General features: G+C 39.6%; 23 protein-coding genes and 1 pseudogene. 22 read left to right on the top strand and 2 right to left on the bottom strand.

Annotation, left to right across the window (positions count from 1 at the left end; genetic code table 11):
* The first annotated feature begins 10 nt into the window (after window positions 1–10).
* The 11 genes from I858_RS10580 (at window position 11) to I858_RS10530 (ending at window position 13,366) form a co-directional block, all read left to right on the top strand.
* The gene (locus tag I858_RS10580) at window positions 11–1,264 is read left to right on the top strand and encodes a competence/damage-inducible protein A (RefSeq protein ID WP_049693243.1); all 1,254 of its coding nucleotides are present in this window, start codon (window positions 11–13) and stop codon (window positions 1,262–1,264) included.
* Window positions 1,265–1,438: 174 nt separating this feature from the next.
* A complete protein-coding gene (gene recA / locus I858_RS10575) occupies window positions 1,439–2,503 on the top strand; it encodes a recombinase RecA (protein WP_049693242.1) in 1,065 nt (354 codons plus the stop codon).
* 278 nt (window positions 2,504–2,781) lie between these two features.
* Complete coding sequence (gene rny, locus I858_RS10570) at window positions 2,782–4,338, top strand: ribonuclease Y (protein WP_049693241.1); 1,557 nt, start codon at window positions 2,782–2,784, stop codon at window positions 4,336–4,338.
* Between the two features lie 65 nt (window positions 4,339–4,403).
* Window positions 4,404–5,201 carry a TIGR00282 family metallophosphoesterase gene (locus I858_RS10565; RefSeq protein ID WP_049693463.1) on the top strand — a complete coding sequence of 266 codons (798 nt, stop codon included), beginning with the start codon at window positions 4,404–4,406 and terminating at the stop codon, window positions 5,199–5,201.
* A gap of 307 nt (window positions 5,202–5,508) precedes the next feature.
* Window positions 5,509–5,937 (top strand): YlbF/YmcA family competence regulator, encoded by a 429-nt coding sequence (locus I858_RS10560; RefSeq protein WP_049693240.1) that lies wholly within the window; start codon window positions 5,509–5,511, stop codon window positions 5,935–5,937.
* A 350-nt stretch (window positions 5,938–6,287) separates the two neighbouring features.
* Window positions 6,288–8,810 (top strand): DNA mismatch repair protein MutS, encoded by a 2,523-nt coding sequence (gene mutS / locus I858_RS10555; protein WP_049693239.1) that lies wholly within the window; start codon window positions 6,288–6,290, stop codon window positions 8,808–8,810.
* A gap of 11 nt (window positions 8,811–8,821) precedes the next feature.
* Window positions 8,822–10,618, top strand: coding sequence for a DNA mismatch repair endonuclease MutL (gene mutL, locus I858_RS10550; RefSeq protein ID WP_049693238.1), 1,797 nt, complete (start codon window positions 8,822–8,824; stop codon window positions 10,616–10,618).
* A gap of 71 nt (window positions 10,619–10,689) precedes the next feature.
* Window positions 10,690–11,610, top strand: coding sequence for an alpha/beta fold hydrolase (locus tag I858_RS10545; RefSeq protein WP_049693237.1), 921 nt, complete (start codon window positions 10,690–10,692; stop codon window positions 11,608–11,610).
* Window positions 11,603–12,559 carry a tRNA (adenosine(37)-N6)-dimethylallyltransferase MiaA gene (gene miaA, locus I858_RS10540; RefSeq protein ID WP_049693236.1) on the top strand — a complete coding sequence of 319 codons (957 nt, stop codon included), beginning with the start codon at window positions 11,603–11,605 and terminating at the stop codon, window positions 12,557–12,559. Before I858_RS10545 ends, miaA begins: the two co-directional genes overlap by 8 nt.
* A 10-nt stretch (window positions 12,560–12,569) precedes the next feature.
* On the top strand, window positions 12,570–12,794 hold the full coding sequence (gene hfq, locus I858_RS10535) for an RNA chaperone Hfq (RefSeq protein ID WP_049693235.1): 225 nt from the start codon (window positions 12,570–12,572) through the stop codon (window positions 12,792–12,794).
* A gap of 272 nt (window positions 12,795–13,066) precedes the next feature.
* A complete protein-coding gene (locus I858_RS10530) occupies window positions 13,067–13,366 on the top strand; it encodes a rhodanese-like domain-containing protein (protein ID WP_049693234.1) in 300 nt (99 codons plus the stop codon).
* 47 nt (window positions 13,367–13,413) lie between these two features.
* On the opposite strand, the gene I858_RS10525 is transcribed toward I858_RS10530, so the two are convergent.
* On the bottom strand, window positions 13,414–14,019 hold the full coding sequence (locus I858_RS10525; protein ID WP_049693233.1) for a trimeric intracellular cation channel family protein: 606 nt from the start codon (window positions 14,017–14,019) through the stop codon (window positions 13,414–13,416).
* Between the two features lie 108 nt (window positions 14,020–14,127).
* Between I858_RS10525 and I858_RS10520 the strand changes: the two are divergent.
* The 7 genes and pseudogenes from I858_RS10520 to I858_RS10490 all read left to right on the top strand — a co-directional run bounded on the left by I858_RS10520 (window position 14,128) and on the right by I858_RS10490 (window position 19,296).
* Window positions 14,128–15,361 (top strand): annotated as a pseudogene (locus I858_RS10520) (methionine gamma-lyase family protein).
* A gap of 119 nt (window positions 15,362–15,480) precedes the next feature.
* Complete coding sequence (locus I858_RS10515; protein WP_049693232.1) at window positions 15,481–15,867, top strand: MerR family transcriptional regulator; 387 nt, start codon at window positions 15,481–15,483, stop codon at window positions 15,865–15,867.
* A 42-nt stretch (window positions 15,868–15,909) separates the two neighbouring features.
* Window positions 15,910–17,244: a type I glutamate--ammonia ligase gene (gene glnA, locus I858_RS10510; protein ID WP_049693231.1), complete on the top strand. Its 1,335-nt coding sequence runs from the start codon at window positions 15,910–15,912 to the stop codon at window positions 17,242–17,244.
* Between the two features lie 184 nt (window positions 17,245–17,428).
* A complete protein-coding gene (locus I858_RS10505) occupies window positions 17,429–17,635 on the top strand; it encodes a hypothetical protein (RefSeq protein ID WP_049693230.1) in 207 nt (68 codons plus the stop codon).
* A 111-nt stretch (window positions 17,636–17,746) separates the two neighbouring features.
* Complete coding sequence (locus I858_RS10500) at window positions 17,747–18,202, top strand: hypothetical protein (RefSeq protein ID WP_049693229.1); 456 nt, start codon at window positions 17,747–17,749, stop codon at window positions 18,200–18,202.
* Window positions 18,203–18,269: 67 nt separating this feature from the next.
* Window positions 18,270–18,464 (top strand): hypothetical protein, encoded by a 195-nt coding sequence (locus tag I858_RS10495; RefSeq protein ID WP_049693228.1) that lies wholly within the window; start codon window positions 18,270–18,272, stop codon window positions 18,462–18,464.
* A gap of 97 nt (window positions 18,465–18,561) precedes the next feature.
* Entirely contained in the window at window positions 18,562–19,296 is a 735-nt protein-coding gene (locus I858_RS10490) for a class I SAM-dependent methyltransferase (RefSeq protein WP_049693227.1), read from the top strand.
* Between the two features lie 50 nt (window positions 19,297–19,346).
* On the opposite strand, the gene lexA is transcribed toward I858_RS10490, so the two are convergent.
* Window positions 19,347–19,967, bottom strand: coding sequence for a transcriptional repressor LexA (gene lexA, locus I858_RS10485; protein WP_049693226.1), 621 nt, complete (start codon window positions 19,965–19,967; stop codon window positions 19,347–19,349).
* Between the two features lie 167 nt (window positions 19,968–20,134).
* On the opposite strand from lexA, the gene yneA reads away from it, so the two are divergent.
* The 4 genes from yneA to tkt all read left to right on the top strand — a co-directional run bounded on the left by yneA (window position 20,135) and on the right by tkt (window position 23,485).
* Window positions 20,135–20,452 carry a cell division suppressor protein YneA gene (gene yneA / locus I858_RS10480; protein ID WP_049693225.1) on the top strand — a complete coding sequence of 106 codons (318 nt, stop codon included), beginning with the start codon at window positions 20,135–20,137 and terminating at the stop codon, window positions 20,450–20,452.
* A complete protein-coding gene (locus I858_RS10475; RefSeq protein ID WP_049693224.1) occupies window positions 20,449–21,102 on the top strand; it encodes a YneB family resolvase-like protein in 654 nt (217 codons plus the stop codon). Before yneA ends, I858_RS10475 begins: the two co-directional genes overlap by 4 nt.
* Window positions 21,103–21,160: 58 nt before the next feature.
* Window positions 21,161–21,394, top strand: coding sequence for a DUF896 domain-containing protein (locus I858_RS10470; RefSeq protein WP_049693223.1), 234 nt, complete (start codon window positions 21,161–21,163; stop codon window positions 21,392–21,394).
* Between the two features lie 87 nt (window positions 21,395–21,481).
* Window positions 21,482–23,485 (top strand): transketolase, encoded by a 2,004-nt coding sequence (tkt, locus tag I858_RS10465; RefSeq protein ID WP_049693222.1) that lies wholly within the window; start codon window positions 21,482–21,484, stop codon window positions 23,483–23,485.
* Window positions 23,486–23,552 lie beyond the last annotated feature (67 nt).

Raw genomic sequence — 23,552 nt, 5'->3', positions numbered from 1 at the left:
GTTCATATAAATGAATGCAGAAATTATTGCAGTAGGTTCAGAATTATTGTTAGGTCAAATCACCAATACAAATGCTCGTTTCTTGTCTAACCATTTAGCAGAGCTCGGCATTAATGTGTATTACCATACCGTAGTAGGAGACAATCCAGCTCGCTTAGAAGATGCTATTACAATTGCGGAAAATCGGGCAGATCTTATCCTATTTACAGGAGGATTAGGCCCAACTAAAGATGACTTAACAAAAGAAGCGATTGCACGTCACTTGAACACGTCACTTGAAAGTAACGAAGAAGCATTAAATTCAATCGTCGCTTATTTTGAACGTGCAGGTCGTTCGATGACAGAGAACAATAAAAAACAAGCGCTCGTATTAAAAGACAGCACGGTTCTTGTGAACCATAATGGCATGGCACCGGGCATGATGTACACAAAAGATGAACGCGTGTATATTTTACTGCCGGGACCACCAAAAGAAATGGAGCCAATGTTTCAATTTGAAGCAAAGCCAAAGCTTGCTAGTTTATTAAACAAAGCAGATGTGATTTTGTCGCATGTCCTACGTTTTTATGGAATTGGAGAAGCAGAACTTGAAGACCGTCTACACCATATTCTTGAAAAGCAGACCAACCCGACCATCGCACCGCTTGCGACTGACGGGGAAGTGACGTTGCGCATTACAGCAAAAACTACTACAACTGAAAAAGCTTGGCAATTAATCAATGGCGCAAAAGATGAAATTCTAGACCTCGTAGGGGATTATCTTTACGGCTATGACAATGATTCACTTGCATCGAAAGTAATTGAACTGCTAAAAGATCAAGGCAAAACGATTTCGGCTGCTGAAAGCTTAACAGCGGGACTATTTCAGTCTGAGTTAGCTTCTATTGCTGGTGCGAGTGCTGTATTATCAGGCGGTGTAATTACTTACAATGAAGAAATGAAAGTTCACCAACTCGGCTTATCTGCTGAAATGCTTGCTGAATATGGAGTCGTCAGTGAACAAACAGCACTAGCGATGGCCGAAGCTGTACAACAAAAATTTAAAACAAACATTAGTGTTTCTTTAACAGGAGCAGCGGGACCTGATGCACATGGCGATCAGCCAGCAGGCACTGTGTGGATAGCAGTAGCAACCGATCAAGGAACCTCTTCCTACCGGCTCCAGTTATCAGGTATGCGCAATACAAACCGTTTAAGAGCGGTGAAATTAGCGCTTTATTACGTAATCCGTACATTAATTGAAGAAGATGCGCGCAAAATTTAATTTTGCGTGTTTTTTTATCGCCAAAATTGGGAAATGAGTAAAATAAGACAGTTAAAAATAATATTTGAAAATAAATAACCGAATAAACGTTCGCTTTTTTCTTGTGTATTTCTCATTGAGCTAGTATAATAGAGACAGATAGAAAATAGGTTTTCATTTAGAGGAGGATTTTTTTTGAGCGATCGTAAAGCAGCATTAGACATGGCGTTAAAACAAATAGAAAAGCAATTCGGTAAAGGTTCTGTCATGAAATTGGGAGAAAAAACCGACCGTAATATATCATCCGTTTCAAGTGGTTCATTAGCATTGGATACAGCACTAGGAATAGGTGGATATCCACGTGGTCGTGTAATTGAAATTTATGGTCCAGAAAGTTCAGGTAAAACTACTGTTTCGCTTCATGCTATTGCAGAAGTTCAAGCTACTGGCGGAACAGCTGCGTTTATTGATGCTGAACACGCATTAGACCCGGTATATGCAAAAAATCTTGGCGTTAATATTGATGAATTATTACTTTCTCAACCAGATACTGGGGAACAAGCACTTGAAATCGCTGAAGCATTAGTACGCAGTGGCGCTGTTGATATCGTCGTTGTCGATTCAGTGGCAGCACTAGTTCCAAAAGCTGAAATCGAAGGCGAAATGGGCGATTCGCATATGGGGTTACAAGCGCGTTTAATGTCTCAAGCACTACGTAAATTGTCAGGTGTTATTAACAAATCCAATACGATTGTTATTTTCATAAACCAAATTCGTGAAAAAATTGGTGTGATGTTTGGTAATCCAGAAACAACTCCTGGTGGACGTGCGTTGAAATTCTATTCGTCTGTCCGTTTAGAAGTACGTCGTGCTGAAGCATTAAAATCAGGAACTGAAATTATTGGTAACAGAACAAAAATTAAAGTCGTCAAAAACAAAGTAGCTCCGCCGTTCCGTACTGCTGAAGTCGATATTATGTACGGAAAAGGGATTTCACGAGAAGGTGAAATTGTAGATATTGGTTCTGATTTAGAAATTATTCAAAAAAGCGGATCGTGGTATTCGTATAACGAAGAACGCATTGGTCAAGGTCGTGAAAACGTTAAGCAATTCTTGCTTAAAAATCCAGAAATCCGCAATGAAATATCTAATAAGATTCGTGAATCTTATGGTATGTCAGCAGCCACTTATACAATCGCTGCAAACAAAGATGAAGCGGAAGATTTTAATCTTTTGCTTGATGATGAAGATGAAAAGTAAGACCAGCTGAATAAGTAAAGATGAGCCGCTAAGCAGAAGCTTTGCGGTTTTTCTGTCGGCTAACTCTCAGGTGTTATGGCTATACAACTTCACCACATTGTCTAACACCTGTCAGCGCTGAACAGGCGCTTCTGCTTTTCCTGGGTTGACACGACATAAGTCCAGCTATACAATTAAAATTGTATAATTTACTAATTTTAAAAATAGTTGCAGTGAAAGAGATTTTCGATAGTCATCTTTTAAAATGAAAAAAATCAATAGCAAGAGGAGGTGTTCGAATGGATAACGTGATCATCTTCACTTTGCTTGGTATCATCGTCGGTGTAGTTGTTGGTTATTTTGTAATGAAAAAATCAAATGAGTCCAAAATGGCAGGTGCGAGAAACTCTGCAGAGCAGATCATCGAAGATGCAAAGAGAGAAGCCGAAGCGCAGAAAAAAGAAGCCCTTTTGGAAGCAAAAGACGAAAATCACAAATTGCGTACTGAAACAGAATCTGATATTCGAGAACGCCGATTAGAATTTCAAAAACAAGAAAATCGGTTGTCCCAGAGAGAAGAAAATTTAGATCGCAAGGATGATGCATTAAACAAAAGAGAAGCAGGTCTAGAACGTAAAGACGAAACGCTCTCAGAAAAACAACAGCATATTGAACAGATGGAGAGCAAAGCCGAAGAACTAGTTCGACAGCAGCAATCTGAAATGGAACGCATTTCATCTTTGACACGCGAAGAAGCGAAATCAATCATCTTACAGGATGTTGAAAAAGAACTTTCAACGGACATTGCGGTAATGATGAAAGAGTCGGAAGCTCGCGCCAAAGAAGAATCGGACAAAAAAGCGAAAAACATTTTGTCATTGGCGATGCAACGTTTTGCTGCAGACCATGTAGCAGAAACTACAGTATCTGTAGTCAATCTACCAAACGACGAAATGAAAGGGCGTATCATTGGGCGTGAAGGACGTAATATCCGGACGCTTGAAACTTTAACAGGTATCGATTTAATTATCGACGATACACCAGAAGCGGTTATTTTGTCAGGATTCGATCCGATTCGTCGCGAAACAGCACGATTGGCACTTGAAAAACTGGTATCTGATGGCCGTATTCACCCTGCGCGTATTGAAGAAATGGTTGAGAAGTCAAGACGTGAAGTGGATGAACAAATTCGTGAAATTGGTGAACAAACGACATTTGACGTAGGCATACACAATTTACATCCTGATTTGATCAAAATTCTTGGACGCCTTCGCTACCGTACAAGTTACGGACAAAATGTACTGAAGCATTCTGTGGAAGTGGCATTCTTGTCAGGCTTGATGGCAGCAGAGCTAGGAGAAGACGTAACGTTAGCACGTCGTGCGGGTCTTCTTCATGATATCGGTAAAGCAATTGACCATGAAGTTGAAGGTAGCCACGTAGAAATTGGCGTGGAACTTGGTACGAAATATAAAGAACATCCAGTGGTTATTAACAGTATTGCTTCTCACCACGGTGATACAGAAGCAACTTCAATTATTTCAGTTATTGTGGCAGCAGCAGATGCATTGTCTGCCGCTCGTCCAGGAGCAAGAAGTGAAACATTGGAAAACTATATTCGCCGCTTAGAAAAACTTGAAGAAATTTCAGAGTCGTATGAAGGCGTTGAGAAGTCATTCGCTATTCAAGCGGGACGTGAAATTCGCATCATGGTGCGACCTGAACAAATTGATGACATGACAGCACATCGTTTGGCTCGCGATATCCGGAAACGGATTGAAGAAGAGCTGAATTATCCAGGTCATATCAAAGTGACGGTTATTAGAGAAACTAGAGCAGTTGAATACGCAAAATAATAAGAGTAAGGCTTCGATGAATGTCTATTCAAAGAAGCCTTTTTCTTATGGAAAAAGGTGAGTTTGTGAAAATTTTATTTATTGGAGATATCGTAGGATCAATCGGAAGAGATGCACTTGAATCGTATTTGCCGAGGTTAAAAAGAAAATATGCACCAGATGTGATTATTGCTAATGGTGAAAACGCTGCAGCAGGACGCGGTATTACGAAAGCGATTTATCAGGATTTATTATTCATGGGGGTAGACATGGTAACAATGGGCAACCACACATGGGATCAAAAAGAAATTTTTGATTTTATTGATGATGTCGACTACTTGATTCGTCCTGCTAACTTTTCAGAAGATGCACCCGGGCGTGGCATGGCAACAGTTACGAAAAATGGACGGACATTATCTGTCATCAATTTACATGGACGAGTATTTTTGCCGCCACATGAAGATCCATTCCAAAAAGCAGATGAGCTAATAACGGAAGCGAAAGCCATTTCACCTCTTGTGTTTGTGGATTTTCATGCAGAAGCAACGAGTGAGAAGATTGCAATGGGCTGGCATTTAGATGGCAGAGCTTCTGTTGTTGTTGGAACGCATACGCATGTGCAAACAGCGGATGCACGTATTTTACCAAAAGGTACGGCGTATATTTCGGATGTGGGAATGACGGGGCCTTATGATGAGATACTTGGGATGAACAAAGAAGCCGTATTGTATCGCTTTAAAACCAATATGCCAACTCGATTTGAAGTACCAAAACGTGGTCGTTCAGTAGTTAGTGGTTTTTTTACAGAAATTGATGACCAAACTGGCAAAGCTTTAAGCTTTGAGCGTGTATATATCAATGAAGATTATCCATTTCAAGGATAAATCTACAGCTTCTTGACAAAACTTCGACAATTCAAGCAGAGACCTTGAAGTACGTTCCCTATCTTCAGTATAATAAGGGAGCAATTGAACGAATAATCATGTCTTAGAAGTAAAGATACGATTAAGATTTGGATCCAAGGATTATTATGTGAACAAATGGTAGAGAATTTTTGAGGTAGCAGATATGCATAGTTTGAGTGTTCTTATTAAAATAAAGCGATGAAAGTCGGCATTATCGAAACTAAAACATGGTCGCAGAACGGTTACCAAATAGAGACTGCAGTAGACCAAGAAATGGGTGTCTAAAATGACGTACACAAAACAAGAAATTGTCGACAAAGCACGTGAAGTTGCAGATATGATCGCAGCAACAGAAGAAGTGGATTTCTTTAAACGTGCAGAAGCACAAATTAACGAAAACCAACAAATTCGCGAAAAAATTGCTAGCCTAAAAAGTTTGCAAAAACAAGCTGTCAATTTCCAAGCATACGGCAAAGAACGAGCATTAAATTTGATAGAAGGCAAAATAGCGAAGATCGAAGAAGAAATTGATGCTGTACCGATTGTTCAAGAATTTAAACAATCTCAAAGCGACGTGAACTCTTTATTGCAAATGGTATCAACAGCCATTTCCAATCAAGTAACGAACAACATTATTACTGAAACAGGCGGCGACTTGTTACGTGGCGAAACAGGATCAAAAGTCCGCAACGACAAACCAGGAAGCTGCGGGTAACAAGAAAAGCGTAGGCGATCGTTTAGTTCCGATGGCATAAGAAGATCTGGCGAAGTGGCGCACTTTGCCACACAGCCAGAATGGCTTATGCCCGAGGAACTGATCGCTGGAGCTGGACAAAGAAAAGCATAAACGACCGCTTATGACCCGAGGGATTGGTCGTTGAAGCTAGAAAAAGAAAGAAAAGCGTAAGTGCCTGTCTAGTCCCGACAGGCAGAAAGCAGATCACTAAATTAAAAAGGTTTAAACAGAAAAAAACTGAAAGAGCTAAAGCTCTTTCAGTTTTTTCTTTTCTACCTGTATTTTTGGTACAATAGAAAGACGATAATCGATTTGAAAGAGGTTTTAACATGGCGCCAACACCAATGATGCAACAATATTTTCAAGTGAAATCTGAATACGTAGATGCTTTTTTGTTTTTTCGTTTAGGTGATTTTTATGAATTGTTTTATGACGATGCAATTCACGCATCACAAATACTCGAAATCACATTGACAAGCCGTGGTGGTACAGGCGATGACCGAATACCGATGTGTGGCGTTCCTCACCATGCGGCAAAAAATTATATCGATCAACTTATTTTAAAAGGCCACAAAGTGGCTATTTGTGAGCAAGTAGAAGATCCCAAACTGACAAAAGGTGTTGTTAAACGAGAAGTAGTCCGTTTAATTACACCAGGAACTCATACAGAAGGAAAAAGTGTGGATTCCAAATCGAACGTTTTTTTAGCTGCAGCAGATGAATTATCTAACGGCTTTGCTTTGTCATATATCGACATCAGTACAGGTGAATCCACCGCTACTTACATAGTAGGTACTGAAAAAGCATTGTTACAAGAGTTACGTTCTTTAAGCATTCGTGAACTGGTTGTGTCAGAGCAATTATTTGTATTGCTGACAGAAGAAGAACAAGATTTGGTATTATCGATTGAAACGATGGAAGAAGCACTCAAAGCAAATACGTTGCTAACGGTCAATTGTCCAGAAGACTTGCACACCAGTTGTCATCGGTTGATGACGTATATTGCGCGTACACAAAAACAATCGCTTGATCATATTCAAGTGTTTAGTTACAAAGAAAACAATCAATTACTAAGCATTGACTTTCATTCGAAACGAAATCTGGAATTGCTGCAATCTATTCGTGGCAATGAAACAAAAGGAACTTTGTTGTGGCTACTTGATGAAACAGTAACGGCAATGGGAAGCCGAAAACTCAAACAATGGTTGCATCAGCCGTTGGCGAATAAACAGATGATTGAAGAGCGCCAAGAACTGGTGGCTGCGTTAATCGATCACTATTTCGTGCGTGTAGAGCTTCAGGGACTGTTAAAAGAAGTTTATGACCTAGAACGCTTGTCAGGGCGAATCGCCTTTGGTAGCGCTAGTGGAAGAGATTTAGCACAGCTTCGAAGTTCTCTCGAAAAAGTACCGATGTTAGTTGAAGAGTTAGCAAAATCCGATAATCCAGCTTTACTTGAATTCAGCGGAAAACTAGATCGCTGTACTGAAGTGTGTGAACTCCTCCAGGCAATCAGTGAAAATCCACCCTTGTCTTCAAAAGAAGGCGGCGTTATTCGTGATGGTTTTCACGAGCGGCTAGACGAATTTCGAGATGCTTCGCGTAATGGAAAAGACTGGATTGCGCAACTGGAGCAAAAAGAACGGAAGTTAACAGGCATTAAATCACTAAAAATCGGCTATAACCGTATTTTTGGGTACTATATTGAAATTTCAAAAGCTAATATGCATTTAGCAGACTTAGAACGATATGACCGAAAGCAAACATTAGCCAACGCAGAACGGTATACTACACCGGAATTAAAAGAAAAAGAAGCATTGATTTTAACAGCTGAAGAAGAAAGTTTAACGCTCGAATATGAGTTGTTTGTTACTATTCGTGATGAAGTGAAGCAGTATATTTCACGAATTCAACGTCTAGCTTCTTCTCTTAGTGGATTAGATGTCTTTTTGAGCTTTGCCAACATAGCAGAGAAATACCGCTTTGTAAAACCTGTTTTTAATGATTCAACAGAAATTTCTATCATTGAAGGACGTCATCCAGTTGTTGAAAAAATGCTCAACAAGCAACATTATGTACCGAACAATTGTGTGTTGGCTGAAGATGCCAATATGTTATTAATTACTGGACCAAACATGTCAGGTAAAAGTACGTATATGCGACAAGTGGCACTGACGATTGTTTTAGCACAAATTGGCAGTTACGTACCTGCAGAATCTGCAAATTTACCAATAGTCGATCAAATTTTTACGCGCATTGGTGCGGCTGACGACTTGGTTTCAGGTCAAAGTACATTTATGGTTGAAATGCTAGAATCACAATATGCCATTACGCATGCAACTAAAAATAGTTTATTGTTGTTTGATGAAATTGGACGAGGTACATCGACTTACGACGGCATGGCACTGGCACAGTCAATGATTGAATACATTCATCGTGAAATTGGAGCGAACACACTATTTTCAACGCATTACCATGAGTTGACAGCATTGGAAAAGTCACTTGAGAAATTGCATAATGTTCACGTAGCTGCAATGGAGCAATCTGGGAAAGTGGTTTTTCTTCATAAAGTGAAAAAAGGACCAGCAGATAAAAGCTACGGCATCCATGTTGCAGAACTGGCGAATTTACCGGAGCCAATTCTGAAACGCGCGCGCGAGTTGTTGAAAACCTTTGAAAAAGATAAAAAACAACAACCTGCAACGATTGAGCAATTATCGTTTTTCGATGAAACAGATACAAAAAAAGATGAAATCTTGCAAACCATCAAAGATGTTCAAGTATCTGCGATGACACCGCTTCAAGCTTTGCAAATGATCAATGACTTGCAAGAAAAGTTAACTAATCAGTAAGGAGTGAGCACATGGGCATCATTCAGTTGATGGACGAACCTCTATCCAATAAAATAGCCGCGGGTGAAGTAGTAGAACGCCCAACTTCTGTCGTAAAAGAATTAGTCGAGAATGCCATTGATGCTGGCAGTACCGCAATAGAAGTACTACTTGTCGAAGCAGGGCTGACTTCCATTCAAATTGTTGATAATGGAGCAGGTATGGACGCGGACGATGCGTTATTGTCTTTTTCTCGTCATGCGACGAGTAAAATAGCTAATGAACACGATTTGTTTCGAATTCGGACACTAGGGTTTCGCGGTGAAGCATTAGCCAGTATCGCATCTGTCTCAAAAGTGACGTTGCATACATCTAACGGCGAAAATGGCACGTTTGTTCATATGGAAGGCGGACGTCTTATTGAACAACGTGTGGGTTCTCTTAGAAAAGGAACCGATATCAAAATTGACCAATTATTTTTTAATACACCTGCTCGTTTAAAATACATGAAAACTTTACAGACAGAACTTGGGCATACCATTGATTTACTCAATCGATTTGCATTAAGTTACCCAGAAATTTCTTTTAAACTATTGCATGATGAAAGGGTCATTTTGCAAACATCTGGTAGTGGCGAAATCAAGCGAGTGCTGGCAGATATATACGGAGTGGCAATCGCCAAGAAAATGATTCCTTTTGAAGGCGAGTCACATGACTACAAAGTATCGGGCTTTGCGTCACTCCCTGAGATCACACGCGCTAATAAAAATTATATTTCTTTATTTGTTAATGGACGTTGGGTTAAACATTATGCAATCGTAAACACAGTCTATAGGGCATACCACACGTTCTTGCCTCTTGAACGACAGCCGATTGTGGTGATGAACATTAAAGGAGATCCTTATTTGACGGATGTCAATGTGCATCCATCCAAGCAACAAATCCGTCTCAGTAAAGAAAAAGAATTGATGGATTTAATTTACGAAACAATTCAGCGAACGATTAGTGCAGTAGTCCGAGCACCTATTATTGATAAACCAAAACCAGTTAAACACGCGCCTACAAAACAAATGGATTTCTGGAAAAGCTCATTTACCGTCCAAGAACCAAAAGAAGTGCGCACGGAGGAATGGTCAGAGCTACCAGTTGAACAAGAAGAGGTGCCAGTTCAAGATGAAGTTTCTTTTGTTGAAAAACTGCCGCCTGTTATCGAACATGTAGGAAAACAAGAAGAAAGTCCTCAATTTCCAGAACTTGAAGTAGTTGGTCAAATTCACGGAACGTATATCGTTGCACAAAGCAATGATGGATTTTATTTGATCGACCAACACGCAGCACAAGAACGCATTAAATATGAATACTTTCGTGAAAAAGTAGGCGATATCGATAGCAATGAACGCCAATCGCTTCTTTTACCGTTAACATTCCACTACAGTCGAGATGAAGCTTTAAGATTAAAAAGTCAATTGCCAACCTTATCAGACAGCGGCGTATTTTTAGAAGAGTTTGGAGACACTTCATTTATTGTGCGAGAATACCCAACATGGTTTCCAAAAGGCTTTGAACATGAAGTTATTGAAGATTTGATTGAGCAAGTATTAACAGATCGCAAAGTAGATGTCAAAAAACTGCGAGAAGACGCAGCGATTATGATGAGTTGCAAACGATCCATTAAAGCCAATCATTTTCTGCAAAAGCACGATATGGAACGGTTACTAGCAGATTTGAAAAAAGCAGAACAACCCTTTACTTGTCCACATGGTCGTCCCGTTATCATTCATTTTCGAACATATGACGTTGAAAAGATGTTCAAACGTGTAATGAATTAACATGCTAGTGTTTGTTCATAATAGGTAAGGGATGAGTAAAAGGTACAATTCAAGAAGAAAGGGTGTAGAGAATGCAAGTAAGAAAAGACTATATGCGCGCTTCTGATGGTCATGAACTGTACTACGTATGTTATACGCCGGAACGTCCGATTGGGCATGTTCATCTAATTCACGGAATGGCGGAGCACATAGGACGCTACGAAGAATTTGCGAAATACTTAGTGTCAATTGGCTTTATCGTATCAGCACACGATCAACGTGGCCATGGAAAAACAGCCCAACGAAATGGTATTTTAGGCTATTTTGCTGACGAAGATGGCTTCCATCGCATAGTCGAAGACATCGACACAGTTATTACTGAAGTGCAACGAGCCACAGGTGCATGGCCACTGGTATTATTTGGTCATAGTATGGGTTCGTTTGTGACGCGCCGCTATATTCAGTTACATAGCGAAAAAATTCATCGTGTGGTTTTATCTGGTACAGGCGGAGACCCGGGCTTTACCGGTAAAGTCGGAAAAGCAGTTGCACGTGCATCAGCAAAACTTTACGGAAAAAAAGAGCCAAGCGAAGCGCTTGGCAAATTAACGTTTGGCAACTTTAATAAACCATTTGCTGACGAAGGGTCTGCTTCTGCTTGGCTAACGCGTGATAAAGAAATGGTTGCAAAATACGAAGCCGATCCGTACTGTGGTTTTGAGTCGACCAACCAATTCTATATTGATTTATTTTCAGGACTTGCTGTTATAAACAATTCATCAGAGATTGCTAAGATTCGTAAAGACTTATCTCTTTTATTGATTAGTGGAGCACAGGATCCTGTTGGTGATAACGGGAAAGGTGTATTCAGTTCAGCTAGAGCGTTTAACGATGCAGGAATCACTAATGTTAAAGTCTATTTGGTAGAAGAAGGACGACACGAATTGTTAAATGAAATCAATCGTCACGATCACTTTAAAGTTATCGGAGACTGGATGTGCGGAAATGATTGATGTAGTAGCCATTGTGGGACCGACAGCGTCAGGTAAGACGGCGTTAAGTCTTGAGCTGGCAAAGCGATTAAATGGAGAAATCATTAATGGCGATTCGATGCAAGTTTATCGAGATATGACAATTGGGACAGCGAAGATTTTGCCAGAAGAAATGGCTGGAATTTCACACCATCTTTTAAATATTAAAGATCCAGAAGATAGTTTTTCAGTGGCGGAATATCAAAAACTAGTGCGAGATACTATAGCTGATATTCATTTGCGAGGAAAATTACCAATTATTGTTGGGGGTTCTGGTTTATATGTGCAAGCCGTGTTATTTGATTATCGTTTTTCAGAAGAGCCAGTAGATCAAGAATTACGCGAACAACTGCAAAAAGAACTTGAGCAACTCGGACCTGAACATATGCATCAAAAATTAATGGCACTAGATCCTACTTCAGATATTCATCCGAAGAATACACGTCGTGTCGTGCGTGCAGTTGAAATCTTAATGAGCGACCAACCTAAAGAAAATCGTAATTTGTCTCAATCACCGCTGTACAATGAAGTAATTATAGGGCTAGATATTCCCCGAGATGTCCTATATGAACGCATTAACCAGCGTGTAGACTTGATGCTAGAGCAAGGACTGATTCCGGAAGTAATGGCTTTGCGAAAGCGTGGCATACGCGACGCTCAGTCGGTACGTGCGATTGGGTACAAAGAAATTTATAGCTACTTGGATGGACGTTTAAGCTTTGAAGACGCGGTTGGAAAGCTAAAGCAAAACTCACGGAAATTTGCAAAACGACAGTTTACGTACTTTAAGAACAAGCTTCCAATTTTTTGGATCGATGCATTGGCAAATTCTGAAAAAAGTATATCGGAAATCATAGCATTTATGCAGGAAAATGACCGAACGTGTCGAATTGATAAACTAGCGGAAAATCAAATGCCAACAGAGAAATAGGAGGATTTATATGAAACCGGTTAATATTCAAGATGTTTATTTAAATCAGCTTCGAAAAAATAATATTTATGTGACGGTCTTTTTACTAAATGGCTTTCAATTAAAAGGAACCATTAAATCTTATGATAATTTTACAGTGTTGGTTGAAACAGATGGCAAACAGCAATTAATTTACAAACATGCTATTTCAACTTTTTCACCGTCAAAACCTGTAGCAATTGAACACGAAGAATAAGAAGATTTTCGGACTGCACTTATGGTCCGTTTTTTTATGGGTTGAGTCCGTCGAATCTACACGGCAGCCTGCACTTTTCGGGTTGTCTAGCTCCGGCAGTCAGATTCTAGGGTCATAAGCCACTCTGGGCTGTGCGACAAAGAACGCCGCTTCGCCAGTGCGTCTTATGCCCGTCGAATCTACACGGCAGCCTGCACTTTTCAGGTTGACAGTTATCTTGTATGGGTATAGCATTTTAGTATAAATGAGATTTATTTTCAGGAGGGGTATTCATGAAAATCATTACAGCAGATGAATTGGAAAAACGTGTGGAAGCTGGAGAAGAGTTGAACATTATCGATGTTCGTGAAGCGGACGAAGTGGCTGCCGGAATGATTCCAGGCGCAAAACATGTTCCTCTTGGTGATGTTGAAGAACGCATCGGAGAATTTGATGCTCAAAAAGAATATCATGTGGTATGTCGAGCAGGACGCCGTAGCGAAATGGCTTGCGGTATTCTAGAGTCAAATAAAATTAACACAACCAACATCGAGGGTGGCATGACTGCTTGGAATGGTGAGACGATCGCATAACTATAAAAAAACAGACCTCGGTGATATACGCCGGTAGGTCTGTTTTTTTAGGATACTTGAATTTTACGAGCGGGCAATCGCCATTTAAAGGTATAAGACAAAATTCTCAAAATCGTAATAAGCACGAATAACGAGTAAAGCATCAAATCAGATTCAGCCCAATTAAAGCTGATAAACAAGCCAGCTAAAGCGGCCCATACAGCATAAATTTCTGATTTTAACACGAGCGGTTTTCTTCCAGCTAACATGTCTCGTATAATGCCCCCACCAGATCCTGTCAATACTGCTGCAACAATAACGGCGAACAAAGGCAAGTTTAGTTCGACTGCATAAATCGCACCTTGAACCGCAAATGCGGACAACCCAATGGCGTCAAAAAAGTGACCCCAACGATTCCAATGACCAAGCAAATTATGTGGAAATAAGAAAACAATTGTAATCGAAATAAAGGCCAGCTGAAACATGAATTCTTGCTCCCATAAAGCAGAAACAGGTACGCCAATCAATAGATTGCGGATCGCACCGCCGCCAAAAGCTGTGACAACGCCAAGAAGATAAACGCCAAAAATATCGTATTCTTCTTCCATGGCGATAATTGCGCCAGATACCGCAAAAGCAATTGTACCAATGGCGCTTAGTACTTCCCAAGCCATAGCCTTTTTCCTCCTCAACATGTAACTCTATGAATTGTAGCAGAATTTGACGCTATTTCAAGTCATGCTCCATAATAGAAAGAGAAATTAGAAAGAATGGAGAATTATATGTTAACTACCATTAAAAAAATAGAAAAAACGATTGAAAAACAGCTCCAATTAGCTGATGACACAGCTTATGTAAATCAGAAAAAAGTATTGGCTGCTTTTCACAACCAGCGCGTAAGTGATCATCATTTCAATCCTTCGACTGGCTATGGCTACGACGATGATGGACGAGATACACTTGAACGCGTATATGCAGATGTCTTTAGAGCTGAAGCCGCACTCGTACGTCCTCAAATCATTTCAGGAACACATGCCATCACGATTTCCTTGTTCGGCATACTGCGGCCTGGTGACGAGTTGCTTTACTTAACAGGCAAACCTTATGATACATTGGATTCTATCGTTTCGGGTGGCGAAAAAGATACTGGGTCATTAAATGACTTTGGCATCAGTTACCGGCATATCGAATTAACTTTTGATAATAAAATCGATTGGCAAACAGCTGAAAAAGCGATATCAGGAAAAACAAAAATGATTGCCATTCAACGATCTAGAGGATACGATACGCGTCCTTCTTTTACGATAGAAGAAATAGAAGAAATGATTGTATCGATTCGCCGAATAAAACCAGAAGCTATTGTATTTGTGGATAATTGTTATGGAGAATTTGTAGAAACGCGTGAACCAATTGAAGTCGGAGCAGATTTGATCGCGGGTTCTTTAATTAAAAATCCAGGTGGAGGTTTAGCGAAGATCGGCGGCTATATTGCGGGACGAACAGCATTAGTTGAAAAATGTGGTTACCGAATGACCTCACCGGGTATAGGTGGGGAGGCAGGTGCATCACTCAATGCTCTGCCAGATATGTATCAAGGTTTTTTTATGGCGCCTCATATTGTCTCGCAAGCTTTAAAAGGAGCTATTTTTACTTCAGCCTTATTAAGAACAGGCCGGAATGGAAACAACACCTCATTGGAGTGACAAACGGACAGATTTGATTCAGTCGGTATCTTTTCAAACTGCTAAACAAATGATTGCTTTTTGCCAAACGATACAAGCAAGTTCTCCGGTCAATGCGCAATTTAAGCCAGAACCGGCGTATATGCCTGGATATGAAGACGATGTCATCATGGCAGCAGGCACATTTGTTCAAGGGTCGAGTATTGAGTTGACAGCTGACGGCCCGATTCGTCCCCCTTACACAGCCTTTGTTCAAGGTGGTCTTACATACGAGCACGTTAAAATTGCGGTTCTTAACTCAGTTGATGAGTTAAACAAGTTGAAATTAGTTTGACAGATTTCGAGCTAAAAACATAATGAAATCGATGTAAGGAAAACTTACATCAGTTTGACAAGAAACCTAACATATTATATACTTTTGTAAGTAATAATTAATTAGAGTAGGTGAATCTTATGACGAACCGGGTGCGACGGACAATGCCGCTTCTCCCAATCAGTATCGTTATGCAACTTACAGAATTGACAGCGAGACAAATCCGTTATTATGAGGAGCATGAGTTAATTTATCCTGCTCGTACAGAAGGCAACAAGCGTATGTTTTCGTTGGATGACGTTGATATCCTTCTTGAAATTAAAGATTATTTAGATCAAGGACTCAATATGGCAGGAATTAGAAAAATATTTGACTTGGGCTTACGACATGAGAATGTAAAAGTAGAACCTAAGCATATAAGTGATGAAGAGTTGCGCATATTGTTGCGAGAACAACTAAAACATCAAGCAAGACCGTACGAATTAGGTGGCTTTAAGCAAAGTGATTTATCCCGTTTTTTTCATTAATAATGGGCTCACATACAACATTCATAGGAGAGTGAAGCGAACATGAGCAAGTATTCAAAAGAAGATATTCACAGATTAGTAAAAGAAGAAAACGTTAATTTTATTCGTTTACAATTTACAGATATTCTGGGAGTCATTAAAAACGTTGAAATACCAACATCTCAGTTAGACAAAGCACTCGATAATAAGATGATGTTTGATGGATCTTCTATCGATGGATTTGTACGTATCGAAGAATCCGATATGTATTTATTTCCAGACCTTGACACATGGGTGGTTTTCCCATGGATTACTGGGAAAGGAAAAGTTGCTCGTTTAATCTGTGATATTTATAACCCAGATGGCACGCCATTTGCTGGAGATCCGCGCAACAACTTAAAACGCATTTTAAAAGAAATGGAAGAGCTTGGATTTACACACTTTAATCTTGGCCCAGAGCCAGAATTTTTCTTATTCAAACTAGATGAACGCGGCGAGCCGTCTCTAGAGTTAAATGATCATGGTGGCTATTTTGACTTAGCGCCTATGGACCTTGGTGAGAACTGTCGACGTGATATTGTTCTTGAGCTTGAAGAAATGGGCTTTGAAATCGAAGCTTCTCACCACGAAGTAGCACCAGGACAACATGAAATTGACTTTAAATACGCTGATGCAATCAAAGCGTGTGATGATATTCAAACGTTTAAACTGGTAGTAAAAACAATTGCACGTAAACACGGTCTTCACGCAACATTCATGCCTAAACCGTTATTTGGTGTTAGTGGATCAGGCATGCATATGAACGTTTCTTTGTTTGATGGAAAACGCAACACGTTCTTAGATGAAGACGGCGATATGAAACTAAGCAAAACAGCTTACCAATTTATCGCAGGAGTTATCGAGCATGCTAAAGGATATACAGCAATTACAAATCCACTTGTGAACTCATACAAACGTCTAGTACCAGGATATGAAGCGCCTTGCTATATTGCATGGTCAGGACAAAATCGAAGTCCGTTAGTACGTATCCCGTCATCACGTGGATTATCTACTCGTGTAGAAGTACGCTCAGTTGACCCTGCAGCTAATCCATACTTAGCAATGGCTGTATTATTAGGTGCAGGTCTTGATGGCATCAAGAGAGATTTAGCGCCACCAAAAGCAGTAGACCGCAATATCTACATGATGAATCAAAAAGAACGTGAAGCAGTTGGCATCGAAGATCTTCCAAGTTCGCTTTATGACGCATTACGAGAACTACAAAAAAATGAAGTTATGACTAAGGCATTAGGCAAACATATTTTAAATAACTTTGTCGAAGCAAAAGAAATTGAATGGGAAATGTTCCGCACAAGCGTACACCCTTGGGAACGTGAACAATATTTGAAGATGTATTAAGATGAAAACCGTTAGAGCTTTAAGCTCTAGCGGTTTTTTCTCGTTTGACGATAAATCAATTCTCACTTCAGGTTTACTATCTATGTAAAAAGGATATAGTATAGTGCAGCCTGTAAATTTAGTAACTCATACTGAATTTTCCTTTTGAAAGATCGAAAGGAGGATTTTGTGGGAGGGGATTAAATTGAGGAAAATTCAGGGACTACCGAATTTAGTCAATTATTTGGAGTCAGTAGATTATCCACTGGCTGTAGAAGAGATTACTGATTTAATGTTGAGAAGAAAAATTCCGCATCGCAAAGCCTATAAAGATGTCATTATATTTAACTTAGAACATATCGATTGGTGGATTGCTGAGCAGCGGAAACAACGATTAATTGAAAATTCGTAATTAAAAAAACCTCGAACTCCTTTTAAAAGGGATTTGAGGTTTTTTTGGAAAGTTTATACACATTTTCTCATATGCTGTTATAATAATCTAAAAGCAGAGGGGATGTTGACAATGCGCTTTTTGATGACCATCATCATCTTTTTGATCTTTTTTTCATTTGCTGGGATCGGTGTGTATGTTGTTGGACCTGATTTATCGGCAGAACGTTTCGTACTTGAAGCGACTGAAAAACTGAAAGATAGTGGACAGATGGAAAAAATAGTGGAATATGTAGAAAATGATCCGCAAATGATTCAATATATAGAAAAAGCAGAGATTTCAGAGCAGCAGCAAGCACCAGAAAAATCACAATCGCAACAGTCTTTGCCTTTCCAAACAACTGAAGATGCTGCTAATACATTAGTGAAAAAAGTAGGATTTACCAAGTTAGTCAAAATGAAGTCTCAAGTTGAAAAAGGCACGATGTCAACAGAAGACGTGATCGATAAGTTGGAAGAAGAGTTAACTGAAGATGAGCTATTAGCGCTAAAAGTCATTGTTCTAAAAGAATTGTCTAAACAGCAATAGCGTTTGGACTATGGTACACTTATTCAGAAAGAAAAGAAAACCTTAGTAGATTAGAGGAGGCCATTTCATGAAGATGTTTCGAGTAGAATTTAATTTTGATAAAGAAAATACGTTTGTTCATCACATTCAAGCTGTGGATAAAGAATCGGCATTAAGTCAAATCCCATCAAATGGTACTTACGAAGTTTCCGATAATGAAACAAGCAATATTTATCGCATCACAATCAATTTAGTTAATTATATAAAAGTCAGCGAATTGTAGAAGGTTTCTTCTTGATAAGCTGCACAGAGGTGTTGCAGAAGCAGCATCTTTTTTTACGGCATTATTTTGATGAAAGTCAATAATAGGAGGAATTGTAATGGAATTTAAAGGTCCAGCTGTTTACGAAGAGACGGATTTTTTAACTAACTATTTGAGAAGAAGAAATCGCGTGGATAGTCCGAATAACAGTATTGAAAAACCAGTAATTTATGAATTGCTTGGATCGTTTCAACACCAACGCATATTAGATTTAGGATGCGGAGATGCGAGTTTTGGCAAAGAACTATTAGCGAACGGTGCATGTAACTATCATGGAGTTGAAGGGTCTGGACAAATGATTGACTTAGCGATTCAAAACTTAGCAGGTTTTTCAGGAGAACTTACACAGTCAAAACTTGAATCATTTGACTTTCCAAAAAAATCGGTTGATACTGTCACTTCTCGCTTAGTCATTCACTACTTAAAAGAAGTAGATCAATTGTTTCGGGATGTCCATGCGAGTTTGAAAGATGGAGGTAAATTTATCTTTAGTATACAACATCCATTAACCACGTCTTCTTTTGCAAGCAAAGAGTCGGGTGAAAAAAGAAGCAATTGGATTGTGGATGATTATTTTATAGAAGGCGAACGCAAAGAGCCATGGATTGATAAAATAGTGGTCAAATATCACCGTACCGTTGAGAATTACTTTACCGCTTTAACACAGGCTGGTTTTAATGTAACAGGGTTACGCGAGGGGATGCCAAGTCGACATCATTTTCAAGACGAAGAAGGATACGAAAGAAGAAAACGAATTCCAGTTATTTTAGCGTTTAGCTGTTTAAAAGGATAACAAATTTACATAATAAAAACACCGTGAAATTTTTCACGGTGTTTTTTGGATTAATGAATTTGGCGATAGACGCCAACAACTTTACCTAAAATAGATACTTGTTCCACAATAATGGGATCCATTGAAGAATTTTCAGGCTGTAAACGGAAATAATTATCTTCTCGGAAAAAGCGTTTTACAGTTGCTTCGTCTTCGGCAGTCATTGCGACGACGATATCGCCATTATTAGCGGTTTGTTGTTGTTTTACGATAACATAGTCGCCGTTTAAAATACCAGCTTCGATCATACTTTCTCCCATGATTTCTAACATGAAGATGTGATCATCTTCTGTGCCATAACTTTGTGGAAGTGGAAAGTATTCTTCAACGTTCTCAATCGCCGTAATGGGTGTACCGGCAGTTACTTTACCAATTAAAGGTACGTGCAATACAGGACTTTTATCAATTAAAGCTTCATCAGTGCTAATAACTTCGATAGCTCTTGGTTTAGTCGGATCTCGACGGATTAAGCCTTTACTTTCAAGACGGGCCAAGTGACCATGAACAGTCGAGCTAGATGCAAGACCCACGGCCTCACCAATTTCACGAACGGAAGGCGGATAGCCTTTTAAGCGGACTTCTTCTTTTATGAATGTCAGGATGTCTTCTTGACGCTTAGATACTTTTTTCAACCGTTTCACCTCATTTTGAGTAATTCTACTTGATTTCTACCAATAGTATACCAACTCGGGCATTGAAATGCAAACATAGGTTCGAATTTTAATTGTTGACAAAAACACTTGTTCGCATTAATATGAGAACATACATTCCGAACACTCATTCCCAGGAGGCGATTTAAATAACAATCATCCGACAAAACACTTATCTTATTTTATTTTTCGTGTTAATTATGTTGTTTACTTTTTATGCAATTTTGTCCCATACTAACAACAGTGCACAAACAAGCCAACTTGAAATAAAAGAAGGCGATACACTGTGGACTTTAGCTGAATCTTTTAGTGGTTCGACGCCGCATCATGAATGGATAGAAGAAATTATGAAAGAAAATAATTTAACAACTGCTAAAATTATCGCAGGTGATTCTCTTGATATCCCTAGTGATCAACTTAACTACGTGCCAGATGAAACGAAAAAATTTGCAGGTGACAATGAATGAAGAAAATCGCATTATTATATTGTCGTGTCAGCACAACAAAAGACACACAAGAATCTTCACTAGAGAGACAAGAAGAAGAGCTAATGAAGTTTGCGTTTCAGCAATCCTATAAAGTGGACGGTGTCTTTTCCGATCAGCATAGCGGCTATGAAATGGACCGAGAAGGATTACTAGAAATGCTCAATGCCATTAAAACAGATGCAGTGGACGCTGTTTTCATTCAAGATGAGACCCGTCTAGGTAGAGGGCATGCAAGGATAGCCCTCTTGCACGTAATGAAAAAATACAATGTTGATGTGTATACGCTATCAGATCAAGGACCTATTGCGCTAAATGATATGGATGATATGGTGCTTGAAATTTTAGCTATCGTTGAAGAATATCAGCGCAAAATACATAATGCTAAAATCAAACGAGGCATGAAACGCGCTGTAAACAATGGGTATAGACCGGAAAAAAATCTTAAAGGCAAAGGCAATCCGGACGGACGAGAGCGTATTGATTTACCAATTGATCAAATCGTAAGTTTAAAGGCTAATGGCTTAACGTTCAGTGAAATTGCCGTAACATTGCAAGGATTTGGCTATCAAGCGAGCAAAGCGACAGTACATCGTCGTTACAAAGAATACGAACGACTGATGGAAGACTAAAACATTGCAGAAATCGGACTTTTTTTGTACGATATGAAAAGAAGAAAGGTGGATGTACATGTTATCACCCGATAAGTTAAATCGTATCAACCAATTGTCACGCAAATCCAAAACCGATGGCTTAACAAAAGAAGAAGCACATGAACAAACAGCTTTGCGTCAAGAATACTTGCAAACTTTCCGCAAAACAATGCGTGGCACAATTGAAAACGTAAAAGTAATTGATCCTAACGGAAATGATGTAACTCCGGACAAGGTCAAAAATATCCGAGAGAATAAGTATTTGAATTAACTACTTATTCTCTTTTTCATTGTATTCTTTTCTATTGTTGACTAAACTAGAAAGGGATTAACTATTTGTTTGAGAAAGGATGTTACTATGTCAACCCACGCAGATCAACTTGCAGTAACTACAATTCGTACACTTTCTATCGATGCTATTGAAAAAGCAAATTCTGGTCATCCAGGATTGCCAATGGGCGCAGCTCCAATGGCGTATACATTATGGACGAAACACATGAACCACAACCCGAAAAACCCTAATTGGTTTAACCGTGACCGTTTTGTGTTATCGGCAGGGCATGGTTCCATGCTTTTATACAGTTTGCTTCATTTGAGCGGCTATGGTTTGGAAATGGATGAAATCAAAAACTTCCGTCAATGGGATTCAAAAACTCCTGGACATCCTGAATTTGGTCATACTGTAGGTGTAGAAGCTACAACCGGACCGCTTGGTCAAGGAATTGGAATGGCTGTTGGTATGGCTATGGCTGAACGCCATTTAGCAGCTACTTATAATAAAGACGATATGAACGTTATTGATCACAATACTTTCGCTTTATGCGGCGATGGTGATTTGATGGAAGGTGTCGCTGGAGAAGCAATTTCTCTTGCAGGTCACTTGAAGTTAGACAAACTGGTTATTCTATACGATAGTAATGATATTTCGTTAGATGGACCACTGAGCAAAAGTTTTTCTGAAAACGTACAAAAACGTTTTGAGTCATACGGTTGGAATTACTTACGCGTAGACGATGGTAATCAATTAGACGATTTGTCTGAAAAAATTGCGCAAGCTAAGCAATTTTCAGACAAGCCCACGTTGATCGAAGTCAAAACAGTGATCGGTTACGGTTCGCCAAACAAATCAGGTAAAGCAGATTCTCACGGTGCGCCACTTGGTGAGGATGAAATGAAGTTGACGAAAGAGCATTACGAATGGACATTCGAAGAGGATTTTTATGTACCGAAAGAAGTGTATGAAACCTTCGAACAAGCAACTGAAGAAGTAGGAGCAAAAGCTGAGTCGGAGTGGAACGAATTATATGCCCAATACGAATCAGCACATCCCGAGTTAGCTGAGCAATTACAAATGGCTATTCGTGGTGAACTTCCAGAGAACTTTGATGCTGAATTCCCGACGTATGAAGCCGGTAAAAAACAAGCAACGCGTGCTTCTTCTGGAGACATGATTAATGCAATCGCTAAAACGGTTCCTTCATTCTTTGGTGGTAGCGCCGATCTTGCTGGATCTAACAAAACAAATATTAAAGGCGCGGGCGACTTTGACGCTGAACATCCTGAAGGACGTAATATTTGGTTTGGTGTACGAGAATTTGCAATGGGTGCTGCTTTAAATGGTATGGCACTACACGGTGGACTGCATGTCTTTGGTGGAACGTTCTTCGTCTTTAGTGACTATGTACGCCCAGCTATTCGTTTGGCTGCATTAATGGGACTTCCTGTCACATATGTCTTTACGCATGATAGCGTAGCAGTTGGTGAAGATGGTCCAACTCATGAGCCAGTGGAACAATTAGCATCTCTTCGTGCAATGCCAAACTTGAGCGTTGTTCGTCCTGCTGATGCTAATGAAACAAAAGCAGCTTGGCGTTTAGCGTTAACAGCTAAAGCGACACCAACTTTATTAGTACTGTCGCGTCAAGACTTACCAATTCTAGAAAAGAGCGGAGAACTTGCTGAAACTGGCGTTGAAAAAGGTGCTTATGTCGTGTCACCTGTTGAAAACCCACAAGCATTGTTATTAGCGACTGGCTCTGAGGTTAGTTTAGCAGTAGCTGCACAAAAGCAATTAGCTAAAGAAGGAATTAACGTATCGGTCGTTTCAATGCCATCTTGGGATCGTTTTGAAAAACAAGATAAGGAATACAAGCAATCTGTTATTCCAAAAACAATTAAAAAGCGTCTTGCAATAGAAGTAGGAACTTCATTTGGCTGGGATCGTTACACAGGAGATGAAGGCGAAATTCTGGCAATTGATCGCTTTGGTGCGAGTGCGCCAGGAGATCGCATTATGGAAGAGCTTGGATTCACGGTTGAAAACGTAGTTAACAAAGTTAAAAACTTAGTTAACGAGAAATAAAATGGAGAATGGGGCATTTGCTGCTCCCCTTTTTTTATTATTTTCCTACATATGGTCACAATTCTTT

Origin of the sequence: Planococcus versutus (assembly GCF_001186155.3) — a bacterium.
Lineage (GTDB): Bacteria > Bacillota > Bacilli > Bacillales_A > Planococcaceae > Planococcus > Planococcus versutus.
The sequence above is the reverse complement of the archived record's forward strand: the minus strand, read 5'-3'. Positions and strand labels throughout refer to the sequence as shown.

What these genes read in the sequence shown, in the direction of transcription:
- I858_RS10580 (WP_049693243.1), top strand. Translation starts at nt 11, where the DNA reads ATGAATGCAGAAATTATTGCAGTAGGTTCAGAATTATTGTTAGGTCAA.
- tkt (WP_049693222.1), top strand. Translation starts at nt 21,482, where the DNA reads ATGTCAACCCACGCAGATCAACTTGCAGTAACTACAATTCGTACACTT.
- I858_RS10545 (WP_049693237.1), top strand. Translation starts at nt 10,690, where the DNA reads ATGCAAGTAAGAAAAGACTATATGCGCGCTTCTGATGGTCATGAACTG.
- glnA (WP_049693231.1), top strand. Translation starts at nt 15,910, where the DNA reads ATGAGCAAGTATTCAAAAGAAGATATTCACAGATTAGTAAAAGAAGAA.
- mutL (WP_049693238.1), top strand. Translation starts at nt 8,822, where the DNA reads ATGGGCATCATTCAGTTGATGGACGAACCTCTATCCAATAAAATAGCC.
- I858_RS10490 (WP_049693227.1), top strand. Translation starts at nt 18,562, where the DNA reads ATGGAATTTAAAGGTCCAGCTGTTTACGAAGAGACGGATTTTTTAACT.
- miaA (WP_049693236.1), top strand. Translation starts at nt 11,603, where the DNA reads ATGATTGATGTAGTAGCCATTGTGGGACCGACAGCGTCAGGTAAGACG.
- I858_RS10560 (WP_049693240.1), top strand. Translation starts at nt 5,509, where the DNA reads ATGACGTACACAAAACAAGAAATTGTCGACAAAGCACGTGAAGTTGCA.
- hfq (WP_049693235.1), top strand. Translation starts at nt 12,570, where the DNA reads ATGAAACCGGTTAATATTCAAGATGTTTATTTAAATCAGCTTCGAAAA.
- I858_RS10495 (WP_049693228.1), top strand. Translation starts at nt 18,270, where the DNA reads ATGAAGATGTTTCGAGTAGAATTTAATTTTGATAAAGAAAATACGTTT.
- rny (WP_049693241.1), top strand. Translation starts at nt 2,782, where the DNA reads ATGGATAACGTGATCATCTTCACTTTGCTTGGTATCATCGTCGGTGTA.
- I858_RS10530 (WP_049693234.1), top strand. Translation starts at nt 13,067, where the DNA reads ATGAAAATCATTACAGCAGATGAATTGGAAAAACGTGTGGAAGCTGGA.
- I858_RS10500 (WP_049693229.1), top strand. Translation starts at nt 17,747, where the DNA reads ATGCGCTTTTTGATGACCATCATCATCTTTTTGATCTTTTTTTCATTT.
- I858_RS10515 (WP_049693232.1), top strand. Translation starts at nt 15,481, where the DNA reads ATGACGAACCGGGTGCGACGGACAATGCCGCTTCTCCCAATCAGTATC.
- I858_RS10470 (WP_049693223.1), top strand. Translation starts at nt 21,161, where the DNA reads ATGTTATCACCCGATAAGTTAAATCGTATCAACCAATTGTCACGCAAA.
- I858_RS10475 (WP_049693224.1), top strand. Translation starts at nt 20,449, where the DNA reads ATGAAGAAAATCGCATTATTATATTGTCGTGTCAGCACAACAAAAGAC.
- I858_RS10525 (WP_049693233.1), bottom strand. Translation starts at nt 14,019, where the DNA reads ATGGCTTGGGAAGTACTAAGCGCCATTGGTACAATTGCTTTTGCGGTA.
- mutS (WP_049693239.1), top strand. Translation starts at nt 6,288, where the DNA reads ATGGCGCCAACACCAATGATGCAACAATATTTTCAAGTGAAATCTGAA.